The sequence below is a fragment of the Prosthecobacter gellanilyticus genome (assembly GCF_007992435.1).
In the GTDB taxonomy this organism is placed as follows: domain Bacteria; phylum Verrucomicrobiota; class Verrucomicrobiia; order Verrucomicrobiales; family Verrucomicrobiaceae; genus Prosthecobacter; species Prosthecobacter gellanilyticus.
Genome location: NZ_BKAG01000006.1, coordinates 117,753 through 138,408, shown reverse-complemented (window position 1 = coordinate 138,408; position 20,656 = coordinate 117,753). Strand labels below are relative to the sequence as shown.

At 61.4% G+C, this 20,656-nt stretch carries 16 protein-coding genes; 3 read left to right on the top strand and 13 right to left on the bottom strand.

The genetic code is table 11. The features are described from left to right. Nucleotides 1-78: 78 nt before the first annotated feature. The 13 genes from BGE01nite_RS06140 to BGE01nite_RS06080 all read right to left on the bottom strand — a co-directional run bounded on the left by BGE01nite_RS06140 (nt 79) and on the right by BGE01nite_RS06080 (nt 18,084). On the bottom strand, nt 79-1,605 hold the full coding sequence (locus tag BGE01nite_RS06140) for a glycoside hydrolase family protein (RefSeq protein WP_146849506.1): 1,527 nt from the start codon (nt 1,603-1,605) through the stop codon (nt 79-81). A 100-nt stretch (nt 1,606-1,705) separates the two neighbouring features. Then, nucleotides 1,706-2,287 (bottom strand): NADPH-dependent FMN reductase, encoded by a 582-nt coding sequence (locus tag BGE01nite_RS06135; protein ID WP_146849504.1) that lies wholly within the window; start codon nt 2,285-2,287, stop codon nt 1,706-1,708. 158 nt (nt 2,288-2,445) lie between these two features. After that, nucleotides 2,446-3,609 (bottom strand): right-handed parallel beta-helix repeat-containing protein, encoded by a 1,164-nt coding sequence (locus tag BGE01nite_RS06130; protein ID WP_146849502.1) that lies wholly within the window; start codon nt 3,607-3,609, stop codon nt 2,446-2,448. 80 nt (nt 3,610-3,689) lie between these two features. Then, on the bottom strand, nt 3,690-4,895 hold the full coding sequence (metX, locus tag BGE01nite_RS06125) for a homoserine O-acetyltransferase MetX (protein WP_146849500.1): 1,206 nt from the start codon (nt 4,893-4,895) through the stop codon (nt 3,690-3,692). 136 nt (nt 4,896-5,031) lie between these two features. Then, nucleotides 5,032-5,583, bottom strand: a complete 552-nt coding sequence (locus BGE01nite_RS06120; protein ID WP_146849498.1) for a hypothetical protein — start codon at nt 5,581-5,583, stop codon at nt 5,032-5,034. Nucleotides 5,584-6,045: 462 nt separating this feature from the next. Further along, nucleotides 6,046-7,797: a hypothetical protein gene (locus BGE01nite_RS06115; RefSeq protein WP_146849496.1), complete on the bottom strand. Its 1,752-nt coding sequence runs from the start codon at nt 7,795-7,797 to the stop codon at nt 6,046-6,048. Nucleotides 7,798-7,818: 21 nt separating this feature from the next. Further along, the gene (locus tag BGE01nite_RS06110) at nt 7,819-10,425 is read right to left on the bottom strand and encodes a DUF2339 domain-containing protein (protein WP_146849494.1); all 2,607 of its coding nucleotides are present in this window, start codon (nt 10,423-10,425) and stop codon (nt 7,819-7,821) included. Next, nucleotides 10,422-12,134 carry a hypothetical protein gene (locus BGE01nite_RS06105; protein ID WP_146849492.1) on the bottom strand — a complete coding sequence of 571 codons (1,713 nt, stop codon included), beginning with the start codon at nt 12,132-12,134 and terminating at the stop codon, nt 10,422-10,424. Before BGE01nite_RS06105 ends, BGE01nite_RS06110 begins: the two co-directional genes overlap by 4 nt. Continuing rightward, on the bottom strand, nt 12,131-14,689 hold the full coding sequence (locus BGE01nite_RS06100) for a hypothetical protein (protein ID WP_146849490.1): 2,559 nt from the start codon (nt 14,687-14,689) through the stop codon (nt 12,131-12,133). The genes BGE01nite_RS06105 and BGE01nite_RS06100 overlap by 4 nt, the downstream gene beginning before the upstream one ends. A 243-nt stretch (nt 14,690-14,932) precedes the next feature. Next, entirely contained in the window at nt 14,933-15,835 is a 903-nt protein-coding gene (locus BGE01nite_RS06095) for an ABC transporter ATP-binding protein (protein ID WP_146849489.1), read from the bottom strand. After that, a complete protein-coding gene (locus tag BGE01nite_RS06090) occupies nt 15,832-16,203 on the bottom strand; it encodes a GntR family transcriptional regulator (RefSeq protein ID WP_146849487.1) in 372 nt (123 codons plus the stop codon). Before BGE01nite_RS06090 ends, BGE01nite_RS06095 begins: the two co-directional genes overlap by 4 nt. A 227-nt stretch (nt 16,204-16,430) precedes the next feature. Then, nucleotides 16,431-17,330, bottom strand: coding sequence for a hypothetical protein (locus BGE01nite_RS06085; RefSeq protein ID WP_146849485.1), 900 nt, complete (start codon nt 17,328-17,330; stop codon nt 16,431-16,433). A gap of 1 nt (nt 17,331) precedes the next feature. Further along, nucleotides 17,332-18,084: a peptidoglycan recognition protein family protein gene (locus BGE01nite_RS06080; protein ID WP_146849483.1), complete on the bottom strand. Its 753-nt coding sequence runs from the start codon at nt 18,082-18,084 to the stop codon at nt 17,332-17,334. A gap of 188 nt (nt 18,085-18,272) precedes the next feature. On the opposite strand from BGE01nite_RS06080, the gene BGE01nite_RS06075 reads away from it, so the two are divergent. The 3 genes from BGE01nite_RS06075 (at nt 18,273) to BGE01nite_RS06065 (ending at nt 20,621) form a co-directional block, all read left to right on the top strand. Beyond that, nucleotides 18,273-19,244, top strand: a complete 972-nt coding sequence (locus BGE01nite_RS06075) for a D-alanyl-D-alanine carboxypeptidase family protein (protein WP_146849481.1) — start codon at nt 18,273-18,275, stop codon at nt 19,242-19,244. Nucleotides 19,245-19,320: 76 nt separating this feature from the next. Continuing rightward, nucleotides 19,321-19,638: a DUF3467 domain-containing protein gene (locus tag BGE01nite_RS06070; protein WP_146849478.1), complete on the top strand. Its 318-nt coding sequence runs from the start codon at nt 19,321-19,323 to the stop codon at nt 19,636-19,638. Between the two features lie 56 nt (nt 19,639-19,694). Continuing rightward, a complete protein-coding gene (locus tag BGE01nite_RS06065; RefSeq protein ID WP_146849476.1) occupies nt 19,695-20,621 on the top strand; it encodes a sugar phosphate isomerase/epimerase family protein in 927 nt (308 codons plus the stop codon). Nucleotides 20,622-20,656: the final 35 nt, after the last annotated feature.

Here is a 20,656-nt window from a genome sequence, read left to right as displayed (position 1 = left end):
CAACGTGAGATGCCGCGTCTGCACATGTTGGAGTCAAGCCTTCAGGCGATGGTTTGGATCAGAGTGTAACATCACCTGTCATCGCACATACACCGCATAAACCTTCGCCTCGCACTTCTCCGGGAAGAACACCCGCAGCGCCAGTTTCTTCCCCTGCGGCAGTGGCTTCGGCCAGGCGATCACCTCATCCAGCCCGTTCTTCGTGATCGCCACTTCATAGCCTTCCAGCGGCTTGTCCAGATGATCCATGAGCTGCACCTTCAAAGGAACCTCCGCCGTCACGCCATCCACATTTAGCGCGATCTCCTGGGATCCATCAAAGTTGCTCGTCACAAAGTGCCCGTCATTTTCCGGCACCTTCCGGCTGAGATAACCAAAACCATCGCGACGTAGCGTGGCCAAGCCGATCTCCATGCCCTTGAGCTTGCTGCCGGTGTCCCAGTGCGAATACCAGATCATGGTCTTGTCACCTTCATTCACAAAGGCATGCCCCTGAAGGATGGCGATGTCATCCCATTCGCCATCCTTGCCGCGCGGGATCACTTTGAAACCGGACACCGGCTCGCGAAAATGAATGCCGTCATTGCTCACCAGCAGGCCGAGATCGACCCGCACGCCGTAGTTCCAGCTCTCGCCCTTCGGCGGCGTCTGCTCCGCGTCCTGCCACATGCCATGCAGGCCCACCAGCACATTGCCCCGGTTCCAAATCCCCGCGCCCATGTGCATCTGCTGCCCCTTCACCGGCGGGTTCGCCATCTGCCCCGCACGCGCAAAGGAGAAGGCCTTCGCCTTCGACCAGTTGACGAAATCGGATGAACGATACGCCAGCATGTCTCGACCGATGTCACTGCCATCCGGCCGCCAAGACCACGGGCTGATGAGCTGGCCCGTGCCATAGTAGAAATCACCAAACTTGTACAAGCTGCTGACTTCAAAGCGCTCGCCACCCGCGTTCGCCGGGTGATCCCCCACCACCTTCCATTTGAGGCCATCCGCGCTCGTCGCGCATACCATCGCGCCCCATCGCTTTTCGTTAGGCCCAATCTTGGTGCGACCGCCCTTCACCTCGTCAAACGGCATGTGGGCGATGTAGGCGCACTTGTATCGCCTCTCCGGATCCGGGTCCTCCGGCTCATGCAGCACGGACAGGAAGTCATTCACGCGCGTGGAGGAGAAGACCTCGCCCTCGATGAGGCAGACATTGTTCTTCGTGTTGCCATTCAGTTCCACCAGACCCAGGTCCGGCTTCGTCCAGTGCACACCGTCTTTGCTTTCCGCGTAGCACATCGGCCGCCACCAGCCCGGTGCCTGCCCGGCCTTGATCTCTGTCTCATGCATGCCCAGATACCACATGCGGAAGGTGTCCCCCTGCTTCATCACGGTGCCGTAGAGAATGGCATGCCCATGATCGGCAGATCCTGGAGGCCCGCGACGAAGCACGGGATTGTCCGGATGCTTCTGCACCGTCTCCAGCGTCAGCTTCAGATTGTGATGCCAGGGGATGCTGTGATCATCAAAGGAGAACAGCACCTGCTCCGCCGCCTGAAGAGGCAGAGTCATCGTCAAAGCAACAGCAAGGGAGAGGCAATGGGTGAGCGAGCTCATGCCCCAAATTCTGAAGGCACAAAACCCGCCGACCAGCGCTGTCTCCTGGTTCGGTTTGAGGACCAGAGGTGTGGAAGTCGCGCAGCTCGCTAGGCTACGACTACAGCACCTTCTTCAAATGCCCCGCCAGCGTCCGCCCCAGTTCCTTCACTGCATTCGCCTGCTTCTCATCTGAGTGCGTGCCATCCGCCTTGAAGAACTCATGCGCCTTCGAAACTGCCACCTGCGGCGGCAGCACATTGATGCCGATGTTCCCCAAAATGGCGCGCAGGTGCACCAGCCCGCGCAAACCACCCAGCGCACCTGGCGAGGCCGCGCAAAGCACCGCGGTTTTGCCGCTCATCGCCGACAGAGGCTTCTCATCATCACTGTCCGCACGCGAAACCCAGTCGATGGCATTCTTCAGCGCTGCTGAGATGCTGCTGTTGTATTCCGGTGAGGCGATGATGAGCCCATGATACTCGCTGAAAAGCTTCTTCAGCCGAGCCGCATGCTCCGGCTTGCCCTCGGCCTCCTCCAAATCGCCATCATAGACCGGCATGGGAAAATCCCGCAGCGCGATGAGCGTGACCTCCGCCCCAGCCTCACGAGCGCCTTCTGCGGCCAGCTGAGCCAGTTGCTGATTGAAAGAGCCGCGGCGAAGGCTGCCGCCAAACACAAGGATGCGAGGTATTGTGGACATGAGAAATGAGATCAGGGATGAGAGATGGGGATGCCCCAAAGAAGTTTGGGCAGAAAGATTATGGCAGAAAAATTTCAGAAGCCCAAGGCGCAGAAATCTTTCTGCCCTAATTTTTCTGCCAAATCGCTGCTACCCGTCACACCACCTCGAACAGGGAACTACTTCTTCCTCTCTACCACCATCTTGCGCACATCCTCGCCTAACAAACTGATGATCTTTTCATCGTCCGCTTCTCCATCGCGCGTGAACGTCCCGCGCGTCGTGAACTCCAGCCCCTTCGTGGTGAAGCGCTTCGCCCGCACCGTGGAGCCTGCCGCAATGAAAGCCTTCGTGGGTGGCCCGATGCGCTCGATCAAGACGTTGTCGATGTCCATCTCCACGGTGTCATTCGCCCGGTTGGTGACGAAGAACGGATTGTAGGAAGATGAAAGCACGATTGCGTTTGTCACCTTATACCGACCCGCATCCAGGAAGTAGAGGTCGAAACCCACACACCCCGCGATGAACACACGGTTATAGCTCGTCTGCGCCGTACCCGTGTCACAAATGCCCGTGCTGTTGCCGATGCTCACAAACCCGTCCACGCGATACTGCGCCGACTCATGCGCGCTGATGCCATCATCCCCGCACTCGATGGCGCGGATGTTTTCAAACACCACATCACGGCAGTCCCCATGGATGTTAAACCCGTCATTGTATGGGTGAGTGGCGGTCACGTTCTTGATCACAAGATGCACATTGTCTCCGCTCATCTGCACACCTGCGCTACGCACCGGCACACGGATGTTGGCGTGTGCCAGAGTCCTCCCGGCTTCAAGCTTGATGTAAAAGGTCCCGTAGATGTTCTTGGACGGCGGTTTCTCCCGGGACGGGTCTTTAATAAAGGTCCACTCACCCGGCTGCAGCTCCTCAGGCTTCTTCAGCGCCGCGCTGCGGCCTTTGGACGTGCGCCCCATGAGCTGCATCTTTCCATCAAAGAGGAAGAACCATCGTCCGATCATCGCGTCATCCAGCCGCGGCAGCAACTCCTCCGCCGCAAAGAGCCCTGGCGAGACCGCCTTCCACTTCGCCGGATCCAGCGCATCACTCCCATCCAGCGTGGCCCCATGTCCATCCACCGTGATCGGCTTCCCCGGCTCACCCTTCTTCCCGTAGAAGCCCACATAGTCTTCATACACTTTTGGCTCCAGATGGATGGTGTCCCCTGGCAGCGCCGCCTTGATCGCATGCGCAATGGTGGGCGCATTTGCATCCTTGCCGACGTGGATGTCCGCAGCATTCAATGCGGTCGCGAATAATAGAGCAGGACAAAAGAACCTCATGGAGAGGCCATTAACGTCGATCCAAGGACGGATGTTTTGCCCATCAGTGGAAAGCCAAAGTTCGCTCAACCTTCGAAGACTCACTCCACATCATTCACCGGCTCGTCGAAGGAGAGCTTTTGCCAGCGGCCTTCGAGAGTGTAGACGAGATGCGGGGTGTAGAGCTGCGGCTCGAGGAGGAAGGAGTCGTGCCCTTTGTCCGAATGCACGGTGATGTGCATGCTGGAGACGCCGGAGCGCTCGAGCGCGGACACCATCTCCGCCTGCTCCTCAGGGTAAAAGCAGAAGTCACTGTCGATGCTGAAGACGAGGTAGTGATGACCGGCGGCCTTGCTGCGGGCAAAGAGTTCGTCATAGCTGTCCACACCGGCGTCTGCCAGCGGGTCATAGCGCAGCCACATGTTGATGATGCGGAGGTAGGCGTTCGCATCAAAACGCTTCACGAACTTCTTCCCCTGATGCAGCATGTAGCTCTCCACATTGTGACCCACCTTATACCAGGAGAGCTGGCCGTTTGGCTGGGACACGGTCTGGCGCGCGCGGGTCTCGATGGCGTCCAGATGCACAAAGGTCTTGTGCGAGATCATGCGCGCCAGGGCCAGGCCGTATTCAGGCGCAGGTCCATCATAATACTGGCCGCCGTGAAAGTGCGGATCGTTCTCGATCGCCAGCACCTGCTCAAACAAGGTCAGGCGGGTGAGCACCGTCGTGCGCAGGCCGGTGGCCACGGGCATGATGATCTTCACGCGTTCCGGGTAGAGGGTGGCAAAGTTGATGGCCAGCAGGCCGCCCACAGACGAACCAATGATGGCGTGAAGCGTCTTGATGCCCAGATGATCCAATAAGGCGGCCTGGCTGCGCACCACGTCAATGCTGAGCACGGGCGGGAAGTCCGCGCCATAGGGTTTGCCGGTCTCAGGATCCAGGGACGCAGGTCCGCTGCTGCCATAGCAGCCGCCCAGGTAGTTCGCGCAGATGATGAAGTAGCGGTTCGTGTCCAGCGCCTTGCCGGGGCCGATGAAAAGGTCCCACCAGCCGTGCTTCACATCATCCGTCCAACGGCCGAAGAGCCCTGGAACCTCGGGGGTGTGGCCGGCTGCGTGCTGACTGCCGGAGAGCGCGTGGAAGAGCAGGATGGCGTTCGTCTTCTTCGCGTTCAGCTTGCCATAGGTCTCGTAGGCCACGGTCACTCCCGGGAGGGACTGGCCGTTGGCAAACACAAACGGCTCAGCAGCGCTGCCGAGATGAAAAAACTGGGTGCTGGTTTCGCCGAGACCTTTGGACATTGGACGGGAATGGAAAAGTGAGGAAGGGCTTCAGTTCAAGCAGGCCAGAGGCCTGGAGCAAGGAGCAAAGAGGAGATTATGGGAAAAAGGAGGGCAGCCGGACTTCTGGCATTTTTCTGCGCCTAATCTTTCCACATCATTGGTTCGGGGCGGCAGGTGCGGCTGCGGGTGCGGGTGCTTCAGGCGGCCAGTTTCCCTCGATCACGGCTCCAGGTTCGACTTTCCAGGCGCCGTTATCGCTGGTGACCTTCCACTTCTGGCGCTGGAAATGCTTTTTGTAGCCCCAGCCCACTTCGTAATCCCAGGTGCTGCCGCTGGTCTGCGTCATCCCGCGGATCTGGAGCAGATAAATGGGCACGCGCAGGTCCGGATCGATCAGCGTTCCCTCGGGCGGAGCCGTGGTGATCACGGTCGGGCTGATGATACGCAGCTTCGTGTCGGCGAAGCGCTGCATGAAAGGCACGCTGGCCGGCGAGAAGTCACGTCCTCGCACGATCTCTCCCAGAGTAATCGAGTAGCTCTTCTGCACGCCGGGATTGGGGTCTGGCAGGGTGCGGATCACCTCACGCACCAGGGCTTCCGTCCCTGCCGTCTCGTAATCCGCCAGCGAATGCCCCTCCCGGTCCACCGGGCCGCAAGCGGCGAGGGTGAGGGAAAGCAGGAACAGGGAAAGCAGTCGGTACATCATGGGAAGGGCGGACTTGGCATCATTTTGGGTCCGCCGCAATCAAAGGTCTGTGTGCAGGGCTCGGCTCACTCCTGTGAAGCGGGCTTTTTTAGACAAGATTCACAGGATTTCAGGATGACAGGATTCCAGAAGGCTTTGTGTCTGAGAGGGATCCAATCCTGAAATCCTGGAATCGTGTTAATCCTGTCAAAAAACACCCCCGAACCTCCCACAACCCGCGTTCGCCCCCAAAAACCGTCCCCTGTAAAAACAGAACGGGCCGGGATTCCGTCATCCCGGCCCGCTGCGGTTTAGTCTTGAGTTCTGCCTCCTCAGGCTCCCGGCAAGAGGAGGCAGATGGCTCAAAACAAATCTTTGTGAAAAGCGACCTGAAATGTCAGACCCCTGGGCGGAAAAACGGTTCAAACAATTGGAAGTTTTTTTGTCACAAACAATCACCCACCCCAAGTAACAAACTCATTATCAACGAGATATAGGCCGCAATTTATTTTCAGCAGCCAGAGCTTCAGCCATCTGTTCAGCGGTGATTTCAAGGTCGAGGGTGCCTTTCTCCTCCGGCCACCAGAGGTCCAGGGTGGATTCCGCCACCCATTTCTCCAAAGTGAGGCCTGTCATGTCCATCTGCGCCCGGGGGTGCGGCAGGGTGAAGTTGGCACGGCGAGAATGGCCACTGAAGAAAACAGCGGGCTCATCAGGGGAGCTTGGATCCTCCGTCTCCTGGCCCACGCGCACCTCCCCCAAGGCTGGACTGTGGAGCACGGCCATGAAGTTTTGCTGCGGCAGATAACCCAGTGGACGAATCCGCGCATGGCTGCCCTCCGGCACCAGCAGCGGGAAACGATGCTCCAGCCTGCCTGCGAAAAGGATCTGCCCGCCGTAGGACGGCACATCCAGCATGCCTAACCGAAAGTCCAACCGGCATCCCGGTGTCGGAGACGCGACTCGCATCGGTTCGCGGATGGCCTCTCCCAGGGGCCTGGAGAAGACACGATGCATGCGTGAGATGGCCACTCTGAGCCGCCAGGGCTTTTCGGCGGCCTTGGGCTCAGTCTTCAGGGTGTGCTTGAGGACTCCAGCCAGGCTCGGACCGCGCGGATCATCCACAGGATAGCCCAGCCAGAGGCTCCCAGGCGGGTAGTGTGCGGCCAGCGCCTCGGTGTGGTTCTCCGTCATCCAGCGTGGGAGCTGGGACTCCATGCCCGTGGTGGTGTTGACCGAGGTGTAGTCAGAGGAGATCACGCCCTTGGGAGGCCACGGGGCTTTTTCCAGGCTGACCGGTGCCAGGGCAATGACGGAGGCCACATGATCCGGAGGCAGGCCCACGAGATGCAGCGAGGGCCACAGCACCTGCCCGCCGGACGCGGGCGCGCTGCCGATGTGCAGGGAAAGGGGTGTGGCCGTGTAAGCCAGCCTCGGCACCTGCCGCCAGTCCCAGCCCCAGCCCCAGGCAAACGGCAGTGCACACGCCGTCGCGCCGCCTAACAAAAGACATGCCAACGAAAGGCAGCGGCTTGTCCGCACACTCAGCAGCCACCACGAAGTCAGGGCTGAGAAGATCAGCATCACCGCGGCCACGCCGGCACCGCAGAGCATCTTGTCATTGTCGTCGCTCAGATTTGCCATCGCCACCACCAGGCCGGTGATCAGGACCAGTGCCAGGAAGCCCAGCGCCGTGCTCTCGCGCATGCTCCGAGCATGGCTGAGCAGCACTGCGGTGAGCGTGCCCAGCACCGCCGCAGGAAGCAGCGTGCCCATGACCACGCCGAACCACTCCACCGCGCCAAAGCTGAAGCCCCGGAACTGCGGCAGTGCCTGGACCACAAAAGGCAGCAGCAGCGTGAAGGTGAAGAAAAGCACTTTCGCGCCCCACACCGTGGCCCGCCCCACCGGACGTGTGTGGGACATGACGTCGGTGTTGCACGGTGCATCTGCGCGCACAGAGCGGCCGGTGATGAGCAGCGCCAGAAAAAACGCAGGCGTGAGGGTGAGATCTGCCAGCGTTCCGGGCTTTTCCTCCAGGGATGCCAGCGCGGCACCACCCAGCAGCAGCCATTCCACCAGCACAAGCCAGCGCTGAAACTGCCACTCGTGCCTGATCTGATGCCAGAGGCGTGCCAGGGGCCTCTCGCCTAAAAGGGCGCGGGCTGTGCGCTCACGCACTGAGCTCAGGCCGTGCATGCCACCGGCTGTCATGGCTGGAGTGTCGGAGATCATGGCAGGAAGTGGATGAAATGATTATTGGTTAGCCTGCGGCACCCAGAGCATCTTCTCCGCGTCATAGCGGAAGCTCTCAGCAGTCCAGACACGGCAGTCGCGGATGAACTGGGCAAGCTGGCGGTGCGTGATCTTCTGACCAAAGAGGCTTTCGTGAGACTCCAGCAGCGCGTGGGCCTCCCAGGGATTTACCTCACGGCTCAGGCCGATGGCGCGCAGAGCCCAGCTCAAGGCAGCGCTGTCTCCCATCAAAGCCTGTGCGATGATGATGCGCAGCTCACGATCCGAAAAGCGGACGGTGAGACCGAGCCCGCCATATTGGCGGCTCACCTCCGCCCCGGCTTTTTCACGATACGCGGGATCCTTGCAAAGATAGCGGAGAGCTTTCCCGGCAGGCCGCGCAGAGAAATCGCGCCAGGCCTTTCCCAAAGACGGCACCCGGGATGCCAGCAGCGCGCGCATGGGATCATCAGATCGTGTCTTCAGCATCTGCACCACGGCGCTGGTGATCCGCTCATTCCCCACATCCGTGAGCCAGAGATCCGACTCGAACTTCTGAGTCGCGCCCGGCCATTCCGGCAGCGACACAGTGCGCCGGTAGATGGGCTGCCCCGGCCGCCGCTCAAAACCAGGCACACCAGCCTGCACCAGCGCGGAGTTCATGATCTCATAGCTAAGGGCGCTTTCCGTGACGAAATTGAGCCGCTGGACTAACTCAGGATGCTTCAAAAGAAACGGCGCCACGAGATCCGCCACCTCGCGGTCATCTCCCGGCCACACGAGCTGGCCCGGAGGATCCTGCTGCCGGCGCTGCTCATAGGCGGCTGAGGCAGTGTAGACAGAGGCCACATAGCGCGCGGCCTCCTCGATCGGTGCATCGGCTAAGGGCACCCGGCCTTGCCTCACCGCAGCCAGAAAGCGGGTGCGCGGATTCTCCCGCTGATGCAGGGCCGTGACGCTGTGAAGACCGCCCAGGGAGATGGAACCATTCCCTTGCAGGCTCACGTCCCTCACCTGCACATGATGCCGGGAGGTGCCCAGGTAGTCCGGCTTGATCCAGACAAGCTGCTGGCTTCCCAGGTTCTGCTCCGTCACTCCCGTGCCGGCATTCATCACCTCTCCGAAAGTCATCTCCATGATCATCTGCACCCAGCCCAGGCGCATGGCACGCCAGTCATTCCCACCCTGCATTGAGTTCTGCCAGAGCAGCTTTTTCCCCGGAGCATGGAGGGAGAGCAGCGGCTGCGCAGGCCACATGGCATGACGGTCGCTGAGCGTGCGCAAAGACTGGCGGACGAGCAGGGTCACCTGACCGGGCGCTGGCTCTCCCCTTGCTCCCACATTCTTCCTCACCTCCAGCACCTCCAGCTCAGCCTCGGGGGAATGGATGCGCGCACCCGCCTGCAGAGGCGCGCGCCCCAGTTCGCGCAGCCGCGCCCACACGGCGGTCAGGTGCATGTCCACATCCACCGGCGTCTTCAGATCTTGAGGAATCTGCATCCTGGAAAACGGGAAGCGTCCGTGCTCGGGCGCCGAATTCATGGCAAGAATCTTCTCCGGCCCGCCTGCATTCAGCGCGCCTGACAGCGAATGCTCGAATAACCAAAGGTTGATCATGCCAGGCCCGCTGGTCCGTGTCCTCTCTGGCGGCAGCATGGGGAGCTCATGCCCGTTCTGTCTGATGACCGTCTTGTTGCTGGTCCAAAACGGCATCACATCCCGGGGCAGTCCATCCATCTCAGCAACGGCAGACACATTCAGGAGGCTCCGGAGCTGGTCATCCACGCCTTCCGTGAAGCGGAAGCTATCCGCGCGCATCACCACTGGCTGCGCCTGCGCCAGCTGCTGGATCTGCGCCTGTTCCAAAGGCTCATCAAACGGGTTCTTCACCAGCGGGGAGGCAGCCAGCCCATACGTGATGAGCAGCAGCAGCGCGAATGCGGACAGCCTTTTCACCACATGCCAGTGATGGCGCTGATGCCAGAGGAGCAGCAGGACCATCGCAGGCCCGATCCACCAGGCGGCCTGGATGAAACGCGCCGGCTCCAGCACCGGCAGCGTGCGCCAGGAGGACTCGATGGAAAGGTGCTCAAACACAAAGTCCACCACGGTGCGGCCATAGTTCGCGCCCCACACGGCGAGGAAGACGACGAGCGCCAGGTAGATCTCCCAGCCGCGAAAAAGAAGCGCGGCGGAGATCACCCAGAACGCCATGGATGACGTGGCCCAGAGCTCCTCCGCCATGCCCAGGCCCACGTCCGACCACGGACGATGCTGCAGCGTCAGATACAGGCCTACCTCAAGCGTCATCGGCAGCATGATGAGCAGCAGCCAGACCAGTCCACGAGAGGCCACAAAGGCATGGCGCGGCAACGGACGAGTGCGCACAAAGGCCGCTCCACCTTCCGCCTCATCCTCCGGTGCCGTGCTGAGCGCCAGCCACCAGCCGATGATCCACAGTCCCGCGCTGAACAGCATGTCTGCGATCATCGTCACGCCTTCCGTGTTCAGCGCCAGGATCCACTCCATGTTGAAAGCCAGATCGACCAAAAGCGCCGCCAGGAACACCAGCCAGCGCGGCCTGAGGTAGCGAAACTCTTTGTTAAACTGATGGAGGGTGAGGTTCATGGCTTTTTCGCGACCGGGGTTTCCTCAGGCAGCACCTGGGCCATCTGCTCGGTGCTGAGCTCAAACTCCACCGTCCCGCGCTCCTCGGCATGCCAGAGGCTGGCGTTCAGGCGGTCCACCCACTGCTCATGCGTGGTCTTCAGCATCTCGTGCTGTACCTGCGGAGTCCACAGGCGGGTCTCGCGCCTCCAGACCTGCTCTCGCTCCCAGGAGGCGGTGAGGGGACTGTCACTCAGATCAAAGCGATAAGCGGAGACGGCCAGGTCCTGGGCCTTGTTCTCACGCAGCTCGGGATCCTCCAGCACCAGGAAGAAATTGTCCTCCAGGTCACGTCCGCGGGCATGAGCCGCGCGCTGCGGCCGCTCTGGCAGCAGCATGGCGGACATGCTGTGCATGCCTCCACCCAGCACCCAGGCATCCTGCTTCCAGGCAAAGGGCTTCATCTCCAGGCGCAGACCGGGACGGACGAGGTATTGGTTAGGCTGCGTCCAGAGCTGGCGGAAGGGCATGGTGGCAAGGCGCTTCATCTCATGGATCGCCAGGCGCAAGCGCCAGCGCGTGGAGACGGCGCTCTCGCGGGTCAGGCGGAGAGGCTTGATGGCCTCCTTCAAAGCCTTGCGGCCATTGTAGAGAGCGCCGGAGTTGATTGAATCATTCCACAGCGTGGTGGGAGGGCTGTGTTTAAAGAGCGCCTTCGTATGCTCGTGATGGATCCAGCTCGTCCAGCCGCGCGTGTTCGCCGGGAGATCCGTGTAGCTGCCCAGCGGCGGCCACTCGGCCTCCTCCTTGATCGGGGCGAAGTCGATGATGCTCGCCACCTCATCCCTGCCCAGTCCCACGATCCGCAGCGTGGGCCACAGGCCGCGCCCCGGCGTCTTGTCCTCAGGATCCGCCCTGCCCGTCTTCAGGCTCAGCTTCGCCGAGTTTGCATAGTGTTGGTTAGGCGGCGTGATCCAGTCCAGGCGTGACATGGCACTCAGCAGCGGCGCGAATGCCAGGGCGCCGAGCAGAAGTCCGAGCGCCCTGCCACGTCGACGCAGCACCGTGGCGCTCCACCAGGCAGCCCATGAGCCGGCAAACACCACCACACTGCCGACAAAGCTTCCGCAGATCTGCTGGTTCACCTGCTCCAGCGCAGGCCTGTGCTGGGGATCCACCAGCCCCCGCAGCGCCTCGCTGACCACCAGCCAGGCTCCACCAGCCACCGCGCCGAGAATGGCGATGGCGATGACCTGCCTCGGGCTGGCCGCCAGAGCGGTGATGCCCGCGAGCAGCCCGATGCCCAGCCCCACCGAAAGCATGACACCCCCGGAGAGCGCCAGCCACTGCCCGGCCCCGAGGCCGAAGCCCGTCCACCCTCTGCTCTTCAGCAGCCACAGAGGAATAAACACACTCATTGTTAGGTAAAGCAGCTTCCCAAAGAAAAGCGCCTGCTGGCCCACAGGCCGCGCCAGGCTGAAGCTGTCCGTGTTGGAGGGCGAGTCCGCGCTGATGCAGCGCCAGGCGAGGAGGGCGGCCAGCAGCGCCGTGACAGGGCCGGTCAGCTGGCCGATGTAAATGCCGGACATCAGCCCCTCGCTCACGGAGGCATGGAACAGCCAGTGCCGCATGCCCAGCCAGACCAGCCAGCCAATGACTAACCAAGATTGATGCATCCACTCCGTGCGGAGCTGGTGCAGGACACGTGAGATGAAGGGGGTGGCTCTCATGGCTGGCGTAGTTTCCAGGCGCGTTTTTCAGGCAGGTAGTCAAACTGGTCCGCCTTCAGATGGCGGACGCGCACGGCATTGGTGACCACGTCCACATTCCGGTCCCAGAGTTCCTTGCCCTCGGCATTGAGCATATTTGGATAGGGCGTGGAGGCGCGCTCTCCCTCCGGCTCCGCCCGCAGGGCCTGCCAGCGCAGGCAGAGATCCAGCGCCTCCCTGGAACCCATGTTGCAGGCGTGGGTCACCCAGGAGGAGGTATCAATAAAGTTCTCAGCCATCAGGGGCACGCTCTGCTCATACTGCTGCATGATGATGGCCTTGACCCGCTCCTGATAGGCAGGCATGCCGCCCATCTGCTCGATCATGTCATCATGCGGATTGCGCGGCATCTGCTGGAAGAGTTTTTGGATCGAGGCCTCATCTCCCCAGGCCAGCAGAAGGTTCTCCGTTCCGCGCGGAAGGCTGGGCATGGAGAGCAGCTTGGGCCGCAGGCGCTTCGCATCCTCCGTCCAGCCTTTGCGCATGACCACGGAGGCCAGGGTCTCGTTCGTCATCACGCGGTCGATGACCGCTTCGCGATGCTCTGACGTGAGGTATTTGTCCAGCACGGTGCGCGGAGGCCTGTTGGACCAGCCGGGCCAAAGACCAGACTGAAGGTCCAGCAGCAGCGGCAGATGGTGCTCTCCCAGCGGCGCAAAGGCCTTGGTGATGTCATCAAAAGCAGCCGGTTTGTAGGCCACATAGGTGGCGGTGGCGGTGGCGAGCAGATCATAGAGGTAGCGCCGCGCCACAGGCTCCGGGCTGTCTGCCGTGGGCACGGTGAGGGTGGCCAAGCGCTCCTGGAAGGCCTTTTGCTCACGACCTGCATACAGCGCCTGGGCACTCTCCAGGCGGCTGGGGGCATACGGGCTGGGATAGTCCGCCAGACGGATGTCCGGAGACTGCCAGGACCAGTCGCTGCTGCCTAAATATTGGTTACGCAGCAGGATGAGCCGGAGCTGTGATGCCTCCACACCCGTGCTCTCGCCATCCGCGTGATTGAAGACACCCTGCCACTGAAGATCCACAGTGTGCCGCATCACGCCGGTGTGACCGCCGCGATAGGCAGTGACCACCTGCTCCAGAGGCTGCAGCCATGCCATGCGGCGCTGCGGGGAGTGCAGGAGCACCAGCGTGGCAGGCCGCGCATCCCAGTGATTCCGTGACTCGACATGCAGGCTCACGGAGAGGCTGCCCAGCGCTGCGTCTCCAGGCTTGTGATTGCCCTCCGCAGGCCTGAAAACACGGGTGACCCTCCACGAATGGCTGTCACACCGGCCACCGCTTCCCTCCACCAGCGGCAGATTGATCGCAACCTCCCGCTGAAACCAGTCCAGCGCGTAGTCAGACTTGATCTGCAGCGGCTTGGCCGGGTCGGGAAAAGGGACCTCGAAGGTCGCGAGCCGCACTTCGTTATCGCTCATGACCTGCCACTGGAAATTGCGCTCCCCGCCGATGACAAAAAGCGTGCCTGGAGGGAAGAAGTCCCGCAGCACCGTGTCCGCACCATGGAGATGCATGTCCAGCGTCTGCGCGGAGATCATGGTCTCATGAGTGACCGGGACATGACTGCCGAAAGTCTTGCCTTCCTGGGTCACCTTCGAGCCAAGCTGTCGCAAGGCGGCATTCACGCTGGGTTGCCCTGTTTTGATGTCGGCCTTGGCCCAAAAGCGGCGGCCGCTTTCGCGCTCAAAACCGCCGAAGTTCGTTCCATCCAGATCCAGGCTGACCTTCGCCTGGGGAGCATTCTTCCGCACCCAGGCAGGGTCGGCCGGGCGTGCCCCGGCACCTCCCCATGGCGCGTGCCGTGCTCCCGCCAGGGACAGGCAGCCAAACACAGCCGCGAGGATGAAGCGGCGGCGCAGAGTCTGGGGCGCGCGCAGATGCCACCAGGCCAGGAGGGCCGTGAGCAGGCTGAAGAGCAGCCACCCTGTCGCGAAAGCTCTCCAGGAGAGCGGCCAGAGCCACTCGGCCACAGGATGCGTCATCACGATCACGTTCATGATCCAGGAAAACAGGAACACAATGCCCGCCACGCTGATGATGACCCACCAGCGCTCCCCGCGCCGCCACAGCACGGACGCCGGCAGCAGCCAGGCGGAGAGTGCCACGACCATGAACCCGCGCTCAAACGTGCCGCGCAGCACATCCTGCCAGGGGCTCCCGGAAAGCAGCAGATACAGCGTGCCCTGCAGCACCGCCGGCAGCACCACCAGCACCAGCCAGAGCAGCCCTTTCGCCAACCAATATTGCTTCCAAGAGAGCGGCCGCGTGCTGATGAAGCTGCGATCACTCCCCGGGCTGTCCTCAGGACAGGAAATGAGCAGTGAAAGCCCCGCCAGCAGCAGCACACGAGGGATCCAGCCAAGCCAGACAGGATCCACATAGCCCGCCGTCAGCGGAAACAGCCACTCCAGGTTCACCGCCAGGTCCAGGACCAGCAGCGCCAGAAACCCAAACCAGCGCGCCCGCAGGTAGCGGAACTCCTTTTGGAAATGATGCAGGATGAGGTTCATGGCCGGAGCATTTATGATGGATGATTTACGATTTATGATTTGCCGTGGCTCGGGTGTGCTGGGTCAGGTCGTGACGTGAATGAGTAGACCGCATATCTTTCGGGAAGCTCATGCTCGTGATTGAGGCATCCCATGGAGCCCTCATAGAGCAGAAGCACTTGATCAGGCATAAGGGAGACCTCGCGCTCGCTTCCGGCCCCCCAAATCATAAATCATAAATCGTAAATCATAAATTGGTTAGGTTCACTTCCCTTCCAGCCGATACGCTCTCGCCAGCGCCACAAAGATCTCCCGCAAACTCATCGGGCGGATCTGCGGAGCCTGGCTCCCGGGGATCGCGTTGCGCAGCATCGCGGCCATGGACTCGTCATCGGCGAAGCGGCTCGCCGTAAAGCGCAGGGTGCGTCCCGCCTGCTCCGCGTGCAGCCAGTCCACGGGAAGATTCGCAGGCATGCGGACCTCATCAGGCAGCACCGCCTCAATCGCCCGGAAGCGGCTTTGCAGGCTCTCGCTCGTCTCATCCAGCGCCAGCTTGCCACGGTTGATGATGGCGATGCGGTCAGCCAGCCGCTGCACTTCCTCGATGTCATGCGAGGACACAAAAACCGTCCATCCTTCTTGTTCGGTGAGCTCCAGCAGGCCGCGGATGAACTCATCACGCACCAGCGGATCCAGGCCGCTGAAAGGTTCATCCAGCACCACCAGCTTCGGGCGATAGGCCAGGCTGCTGAGCAGCGCCGCCTTCATGCGCATGCCGCGTGAGAGATCCTTCAGCTTCGTGGTCAGGGGAATGTCAAACTGCGTGAGCAGCTGCTTCTCAAAGGCGCGGTCCCAGTTTGGATACAGCGGGCGGCAGTAGTCCAGAAACTGCGCCACCGTCATCCACAGCGGCAGCTCCATGTTCTCGGAGACATACCCCATTTGAGTGAACTGCGCGGGGCCGAGCTTGCGTGAATCACAGCCCAGCACTTCGGCATGACCGCTGTCTGGGCGATGCAGGTTTAGGAGACATTTGATGGTCGTGCTCTTGCCCGCGCCATTCGGTCCCAGGAAGGCAGTCACCTGCCCTTCCGGCACCTGCAGGCTCAGGCCCGCCACGGCTTCAGTCTTGCGAAAGCGTTTATGCAGATCGGTGATGGTGATCATGGTTTGGTGAGGCTTTTGAGATGCTGGATGACTTGGTTCAGCGTGAGATTCAGATCTGCGGCTTCCTTCAGCAGCGCCTGGCACTCCGGCGTGATCTGCGCGAGCCGCTCCGTCACATCCGGCTGCTCCGGCATGGTGACCACCATGCCAATGCCCGGGCGTGAGGCCAGCCAGCCCGCGTCCTTCAGTTGCAGCACCACCTTGTGCGCGGTGGTGGGGCTGATGCGCAGCTCCTGGCTGAGCGTGCGCACACTGGGAAAGCTGTCCCCCGCCTTCATCTGCCCCGTGAGGAGCGCCTTGCGCACGGCCAGAAGGATCTGGTCGGACACAGGCGTGCCATCTTGGAGCTGGATGAAAAAGGGCAGCATGGGCTAGGTGTCATTAGTGTAACAGCACGATTGTTACACTGGCAACAAAAATCTTTGGCTTTCCTTGTTTTCGACATCCCGCACCGCCTGAAGTTGACGATGGTTTACGGTTGTTGACCGTGGTTGACAGTTGTTTGCCAAACCGCTTCCAAACCCTTCTGAAAAACGACTGTCAACAATCGTCAACCACTGTAAACAACCGTCAACGGTTTCTGCTGTTTCCCCGCCTAACGTTTGATTCTCCAAAGCGGCGTCGGCAGGCGCTCGCTGGTGAACCAGAGCGTCTCGTTGCCCGCGTCATAGCACACTGCCTCCATCTGCGAGGTCAGCGGCACCTCAATGATCCGAGACTCAGTCGGCAACACTGTCTCGACCTTGTCATCCGCCTTCAGAGTCCACTCATGGATGTCACTGTAGGTGGCGATTGCGATGCGCCGCCCATCCTGTGAAAACGCACCGCCCGTGGTCTGGCTCGCATCCAGCGGCCGCTTGCCCAGCCGGTGACGGTTCGGAAACTCCACCGCGGCGATCTTTTGCAGAAGCCCAGGCACACCACTCACCAGCTTCTCCGGAAAGAGATAGAGGGCGCTGTGACCATCTTCACGCTTCGTGAGCACGTAAATCCGGTGCGTCAGCGGATGCACCAGCAGCGTCTCCGCATTGTGATGACCGTCCGGATACTTTACGTGCCAAACTTTCGGTTCGGCAGAAAGCTCCTCCTTGCCAGCATCTTTCGGCAAAGAAGGTTCGGCAATCTCATAGACAGTGATCGTGGGGCGCACGCCCAGGTTGTCGCCAATGTCCGCGATGTAGAGATGCGGCGTGCCGTCCTCTGCCTTCGCGGAGGCCAGGTCCTCCCAGTCAAAGTTCACCGCGTTCGGGATGCGGATCTTGCCCCGCGTCTTCCCAGTCTGGTCGATCGCGTAGACGCAGGGCTCGCCGGAGGAGTCGTTCAAGGTCCAGAAGACACCGGGCTCGCGCAAACTGACGGCGAGTCCGGAGCTTTCGTTGATGCGCTTGTCCTTCAGCACGGCCACACGCTCAGCCTGTGTTTTCCCGGTCTCCTGCGCGTGCACCACGCAAACAAGGGAGAGGGCGAGACCGAAGATGAAAGCGGCTGTCTTCACGTCATCCTAGACTACGCACCGGACCCGGAATGAGACGGCTGTAATGGAAGTTCACACGGTTCTGAAACCAGCGCCAGGTGCTACCAGGGCGGCCGCCATCCAGCAGGAAATGCGGGCAGTTTTTGTGCGGATCCTTGATGTAAGGGCTGCGGCGCGGCCAGTGGTAGTGCGGCACCACACCGCTGAGAGGGATGTTATATGTGTACATCAGGTAGGCAGCCAGGCGCGCGGTCTTGTCGATCGTCAGGCCGAGGTCGTTGCCGTGGTGCTCGCACATCTCGATGCCGATGCTGTAGTTGTTCCCCGGGCCGTCAAAGTCCGCGTGCTCGCCCTGCTCACGGCAGGGCAGGTGCTGGATGGCCACATTGGACTGCACCGTGAAGTGCCAGGTCAGGTAGCCGATGCGGTTTCCACCCTTCCGCTTCGTGGCACGCAGCGCTCCGCGCTTCAGCGCCAGCGCGTGGTTATACGCATCGCCCGTGTAGTTCTGCGTGCTGTGGATCGTGATGTATTTCGGCTTCATGGGCCGGTAAATCTTCCGTCCCGCCGTGCCGGACTTGATCAGGTCCGGACGCACCCCGACCTCCCGCAGGAGCTGCTCCGGGGTCACACGCGGCAGAGCCGCATCATGATACCGGGACTCCCAGGTGGCGATGCGGGACCGACCCGCCGTGATGGGAGCACTGCAGGCCGTGATGAGGACAGCCGCGAGCAGCAAGGTGGGGAGGACGAGACGAGCCCAGGCGTAGTTCATGCGCGCGACTATGGCTGCTACGGCCCCCTTTGCCAACCTCCACGCCCACTTTTTCACCTACGACTTCTTGAGTATGCCGGGCTGGCTGGCGGGGTTGACATCCTCACTCTCAGCCGTCTAGATGAGAGTTTGTCAGAGCGGCATGATTTCTGCGTTCTGATACCCCTCCCCCCATTCTGCTGTCGATCATGTTGTCCTGGAATCGCCTCCTCTCCCTCCCCCTCTGCATCTGCGCCACCCTGCTCTCCGCCTGTGCCGCCCAGCCGACCGGTGTGAGGATGGGCGGAAACCCCAGTGGTGACTACTATGCCCCCGCCACAGTGGCCTCCTACCCTGTGGCCGCCCCCGTGGTCTATGATGGCGGCCCGGAGGTCGGTGCAGAGCCCATGTTTGCCGCCTCGGGCGTGCCTTCCATCCGCGCAGCGTCTTACATCTTGATCGATGCCAACACCGGCAAGCACCTCGCCAGCCGTGGTGCCGAGGTGCCGCGCGGAGTCGCCAGCACGCAGAAAATCCTCACCGCCCTGGTCGTGCTGGATGCCGGAAACCTGGACAAAAAAGTCACCGTGCAGGCCTCGGACGTGCGCGTGGAGCCCACCGTGCTCGGCCTGCGCCCCGGTGAAAGCTACACCCGCCGCCACCTGCTCTACGCCTTCCTGGTGAAAAGCTGCAACGACGTGGCCAACGTGCTTGCTCGCGACAATGCCGGCAGCATCAGCGCCTTTGCCTCCAAAATGACCGCCAAAGCGCGTTCGCTAGGCTGCACCAACAGCAGCTTCCGGAATCCCCACGGCCTCAGCGCCCCCGGACAATATTCCACCGCGCGCGATATGGCCCGCATCGCCATGGCCGCTTATCGGAACCCCATCATTCGTGACGTGGTGCGCCGGAAATACTACACCTTCACCCGTCAGGACGGCCGCACCACTACCCTGAAAAGCACCAACGACCTCCTCGGCTCCATGCCCGAGTGCAACGGCATGAAAACCGGCTACACCAATGCCGCCGGCCGCTGCCTCATCTCCACCGCCAGCCGCGGCGGTCGCAATGTCATCCTCGTCCAGCTCGGCACCCGCACCAAATACATCTGGACCGACGGCCGCATCCTCATGAACTGGGGCCTCGCCCGCGCCAAAAGCGGCGGCCTAGCCGCGAACTGAGCGAGATTTCGAAAAGGATAACGGACACATTTTGAGTCTTGGCAGCGGTCGCGTGAGCACTCATGCTCCGCGCACCATGTCCAACACCGTCAAAATCGTCGCCCCTGAGGAAGCTCCCTCCGCCCCTGCCACCAAAGCCACGCCTGCGCCCGAGGCCGTGTATTCGAACGTCAGCCGCATCTTCGCCACGCCGAACGAGATCGTCATCGACTTCGCGCTGAACTTGAATGCCTTCGGCCCCATGATCGAGGAAGACGCGCGCATCGTCAGCCGCGTCATCAGCTCCTATGACGGAGCCAAGCGCCTCTGGGCCCACCTCACCCAGACCCTGCAGGCTTATGAAAAGAAGTATGGCGAGATCGAGCTCGATGTGACCAAGCGTGTGAAAGAGTAAGTTACCAGAGTTTCAACCGGCATCCACGTCCAACCCATCACTCCACCCCCTCCACTATGTCCCTCTCCTCACGCCGCAGCTTCCTGCAAAATGCCTCCCTCCTCGCGGGCTCCATCGCCGCAGGTGCCGCCAGCACCAGCACACCGGCCTTCGCCGCTGACGCCAAGACGAACAAACTTTGCTTCTTCACGAAGCATCTGCAGGGCTTGAGCTATGACGACATCGCCGGCCTCGCGTCGGAAATGGGAGTGGACGGTGTCGAGTCACCCATCCGCCCGAAAGGCCACATCGAGCCCGAGAAAGTGGAGGACGAACTGCCGAAATACATCGAGGCACTGAAGAAGCAGAACCTGGAGATGACCATCCTCACCTCCGGCATCAATGAAGTCAGCCAGGAGCAGCGCACGGAGGCCGTGCTGCGCACCGCCGCCAAGCTCGGCGTGAAGCGCTTCCGCATGCTGTATTACAAGTATGATCTCACGCAGCCCATCTGGCCGCAGCTCCAGGCCGTGAAGCCAAAACTGAAAGACCTCATCCAGCTCTGCCAGGAGATCGGCATCCAGCCCCTCTTCCAGAACCACAGCGGCAAGGACTATTTTGGCGCGCCGATCTGGGACATCTACAGCCTCATGCAGGAATACAAGGCGGAGCAGTTCAGCTTCTGCTATGACATCTTCCACTCCACCGTCGAGGGCGGCCTGCAGTGGCCGCTCAGCGCCGCGCTCACTTCCGATCATTGGGGCGCCATCTACTTCAAAGACTTCAAGTGGGAAGGCCGCAAAGCCGAAGGCTGCCCGCTCGGCCAGGGCCAGGTCAGCCCGGACTTCGCCAAGCTCCTGAAGAAAAACAAATACGCCGGCCCCATCTCCCTCCACGTCGAGTATCTCACCGGCGATCCCAAGGACCCCGCCGTGCTCAAAGGCTTCCGCGAAGCCCACCTGCGCGACTTCAAGGTCCTGAAAGAATGGATGGGCTGGGCGTGATCTCCATCCTGCGCGGTCAACGAGTCAAGAGTCCG

What these genes read in the sequence shown, in the direction of transcription:
- BGE01nite_RS06135 (WP_146849504.1), bottom strand. Translation starts at nt 2,287, where the DNA reads ATGTCCACAATACCTCGCATCCTTGTGTTTGGCGGCAGCCTTCGCCGC.
- BGE01nite_RS06115 (WP_146849496.1), bottom strand. Translation starts at nt 7,797, where the DNA reads ATGATCTCCGACACTCCAGCCATGACAGCCGGTGGCATGCACGGCCTG.
- BGE01nite_RS06090 (WP_146849487.1), bottom strand. Translation starts at nt 16,203, where the DNA reads ATGCTGCCCTTTTTCATCCAGCTCCAAGATGGCACGCCTGTGTCCGAC.
- BGE01nite_RS06095 (WP_146849489.1), bottom strand. Translation starts at nt 15,835, where the DNA reads ATGATCACCATCACCGATCTGCATAAACGCTTTCGCAAGACTGAAGCC.
- BGE01nite_RS06130 (WP_146849502.1), bottom strand. Translation starts at nt 3,609, where the DNA reads ATGAGGTTCTTTTGTCCTGCTCTATTATTCGCGACCGCATTGAATGCT.
- BGE01nite_RS06140 (WP_146849506.1), bottom strand. Translation starts at nt 1,605, where the DNA reads ATGAGCTCGCTCACCCATTGCCTCTCCCTTGCTGTTGCTTTGACGATG.
- BGE01nite_RS06110 (WP_146849494.1), bottom strand. Translation starts at nt 10,425, where the DNA reads ATGAACCTCACCCTCCATCAGTTTAACAAAGAGTTTCGCTACCTCAGG.
- BGE01nite_RS06080 (WP_146849483.1), bottom strand. Translation starts at nt 18,084, where the DNA reads ATGAACTACGCCTGGGCTCGTCTCGTCCTCCCCACCTTGCTGCTCGCG.
- BGE01nite_RS06070 (WP_146849478.1), top strand. Translation starts at nt 19,321, where the DNA reads ATGTCCAACACCGTCAAAATCGTCGCCCCTGAGGAAGCTCCCTCCGCC.
- BGE01nite_RS06065 (WP_146849476.1), top strand. Translation starts at nt 19,695, where the DNA reads ATGTCCCTCTCCTCACGCCGCAGCTTCCTGCAAAATGCCTCCCTCCTC.
- BGE01nite_RS06120 (WP_146849498.1), bottom strand. Translation starts at nt 5,583, where the DNA reads ATGATGTACCGACTGCTTTCCCTGTTCCTGCTTTCCCTCACCCTCGCC.
- BGE01nite_RS06075 (WP_146849481.1), top strand. Translation starts at nt 18,273, where the DNA reads ATGTTGTCCTGGAATCGCCTCCTCTCCCTCCCCCTCTGCATCTGCGCC.
- BGE01nite_RS06100 (WP_146849490.1), bottom strand. Translation starts at nt 14,689, where the DNA reads ATGAACCTCATCCTGCATCATTTCCAAAAGGAGTTCCGCTACCTGCGG.
- BGE01nite_RS06105 (WP_146849492.1), bottom strand. Translation starts at nt 12,134, where the DNA reads ATGAGAGCCACCCCCTTCATCTCACGTGTCCTGCACCAGCTCCGCACG.
- metX (WP_146849500.1), bottom strand. Translation starts at nt 4,895, where the DNA reads ATGTCCAAAGGTCTCGGCGAAACCAGCACCCAGTTTTTTCATCTCGGC.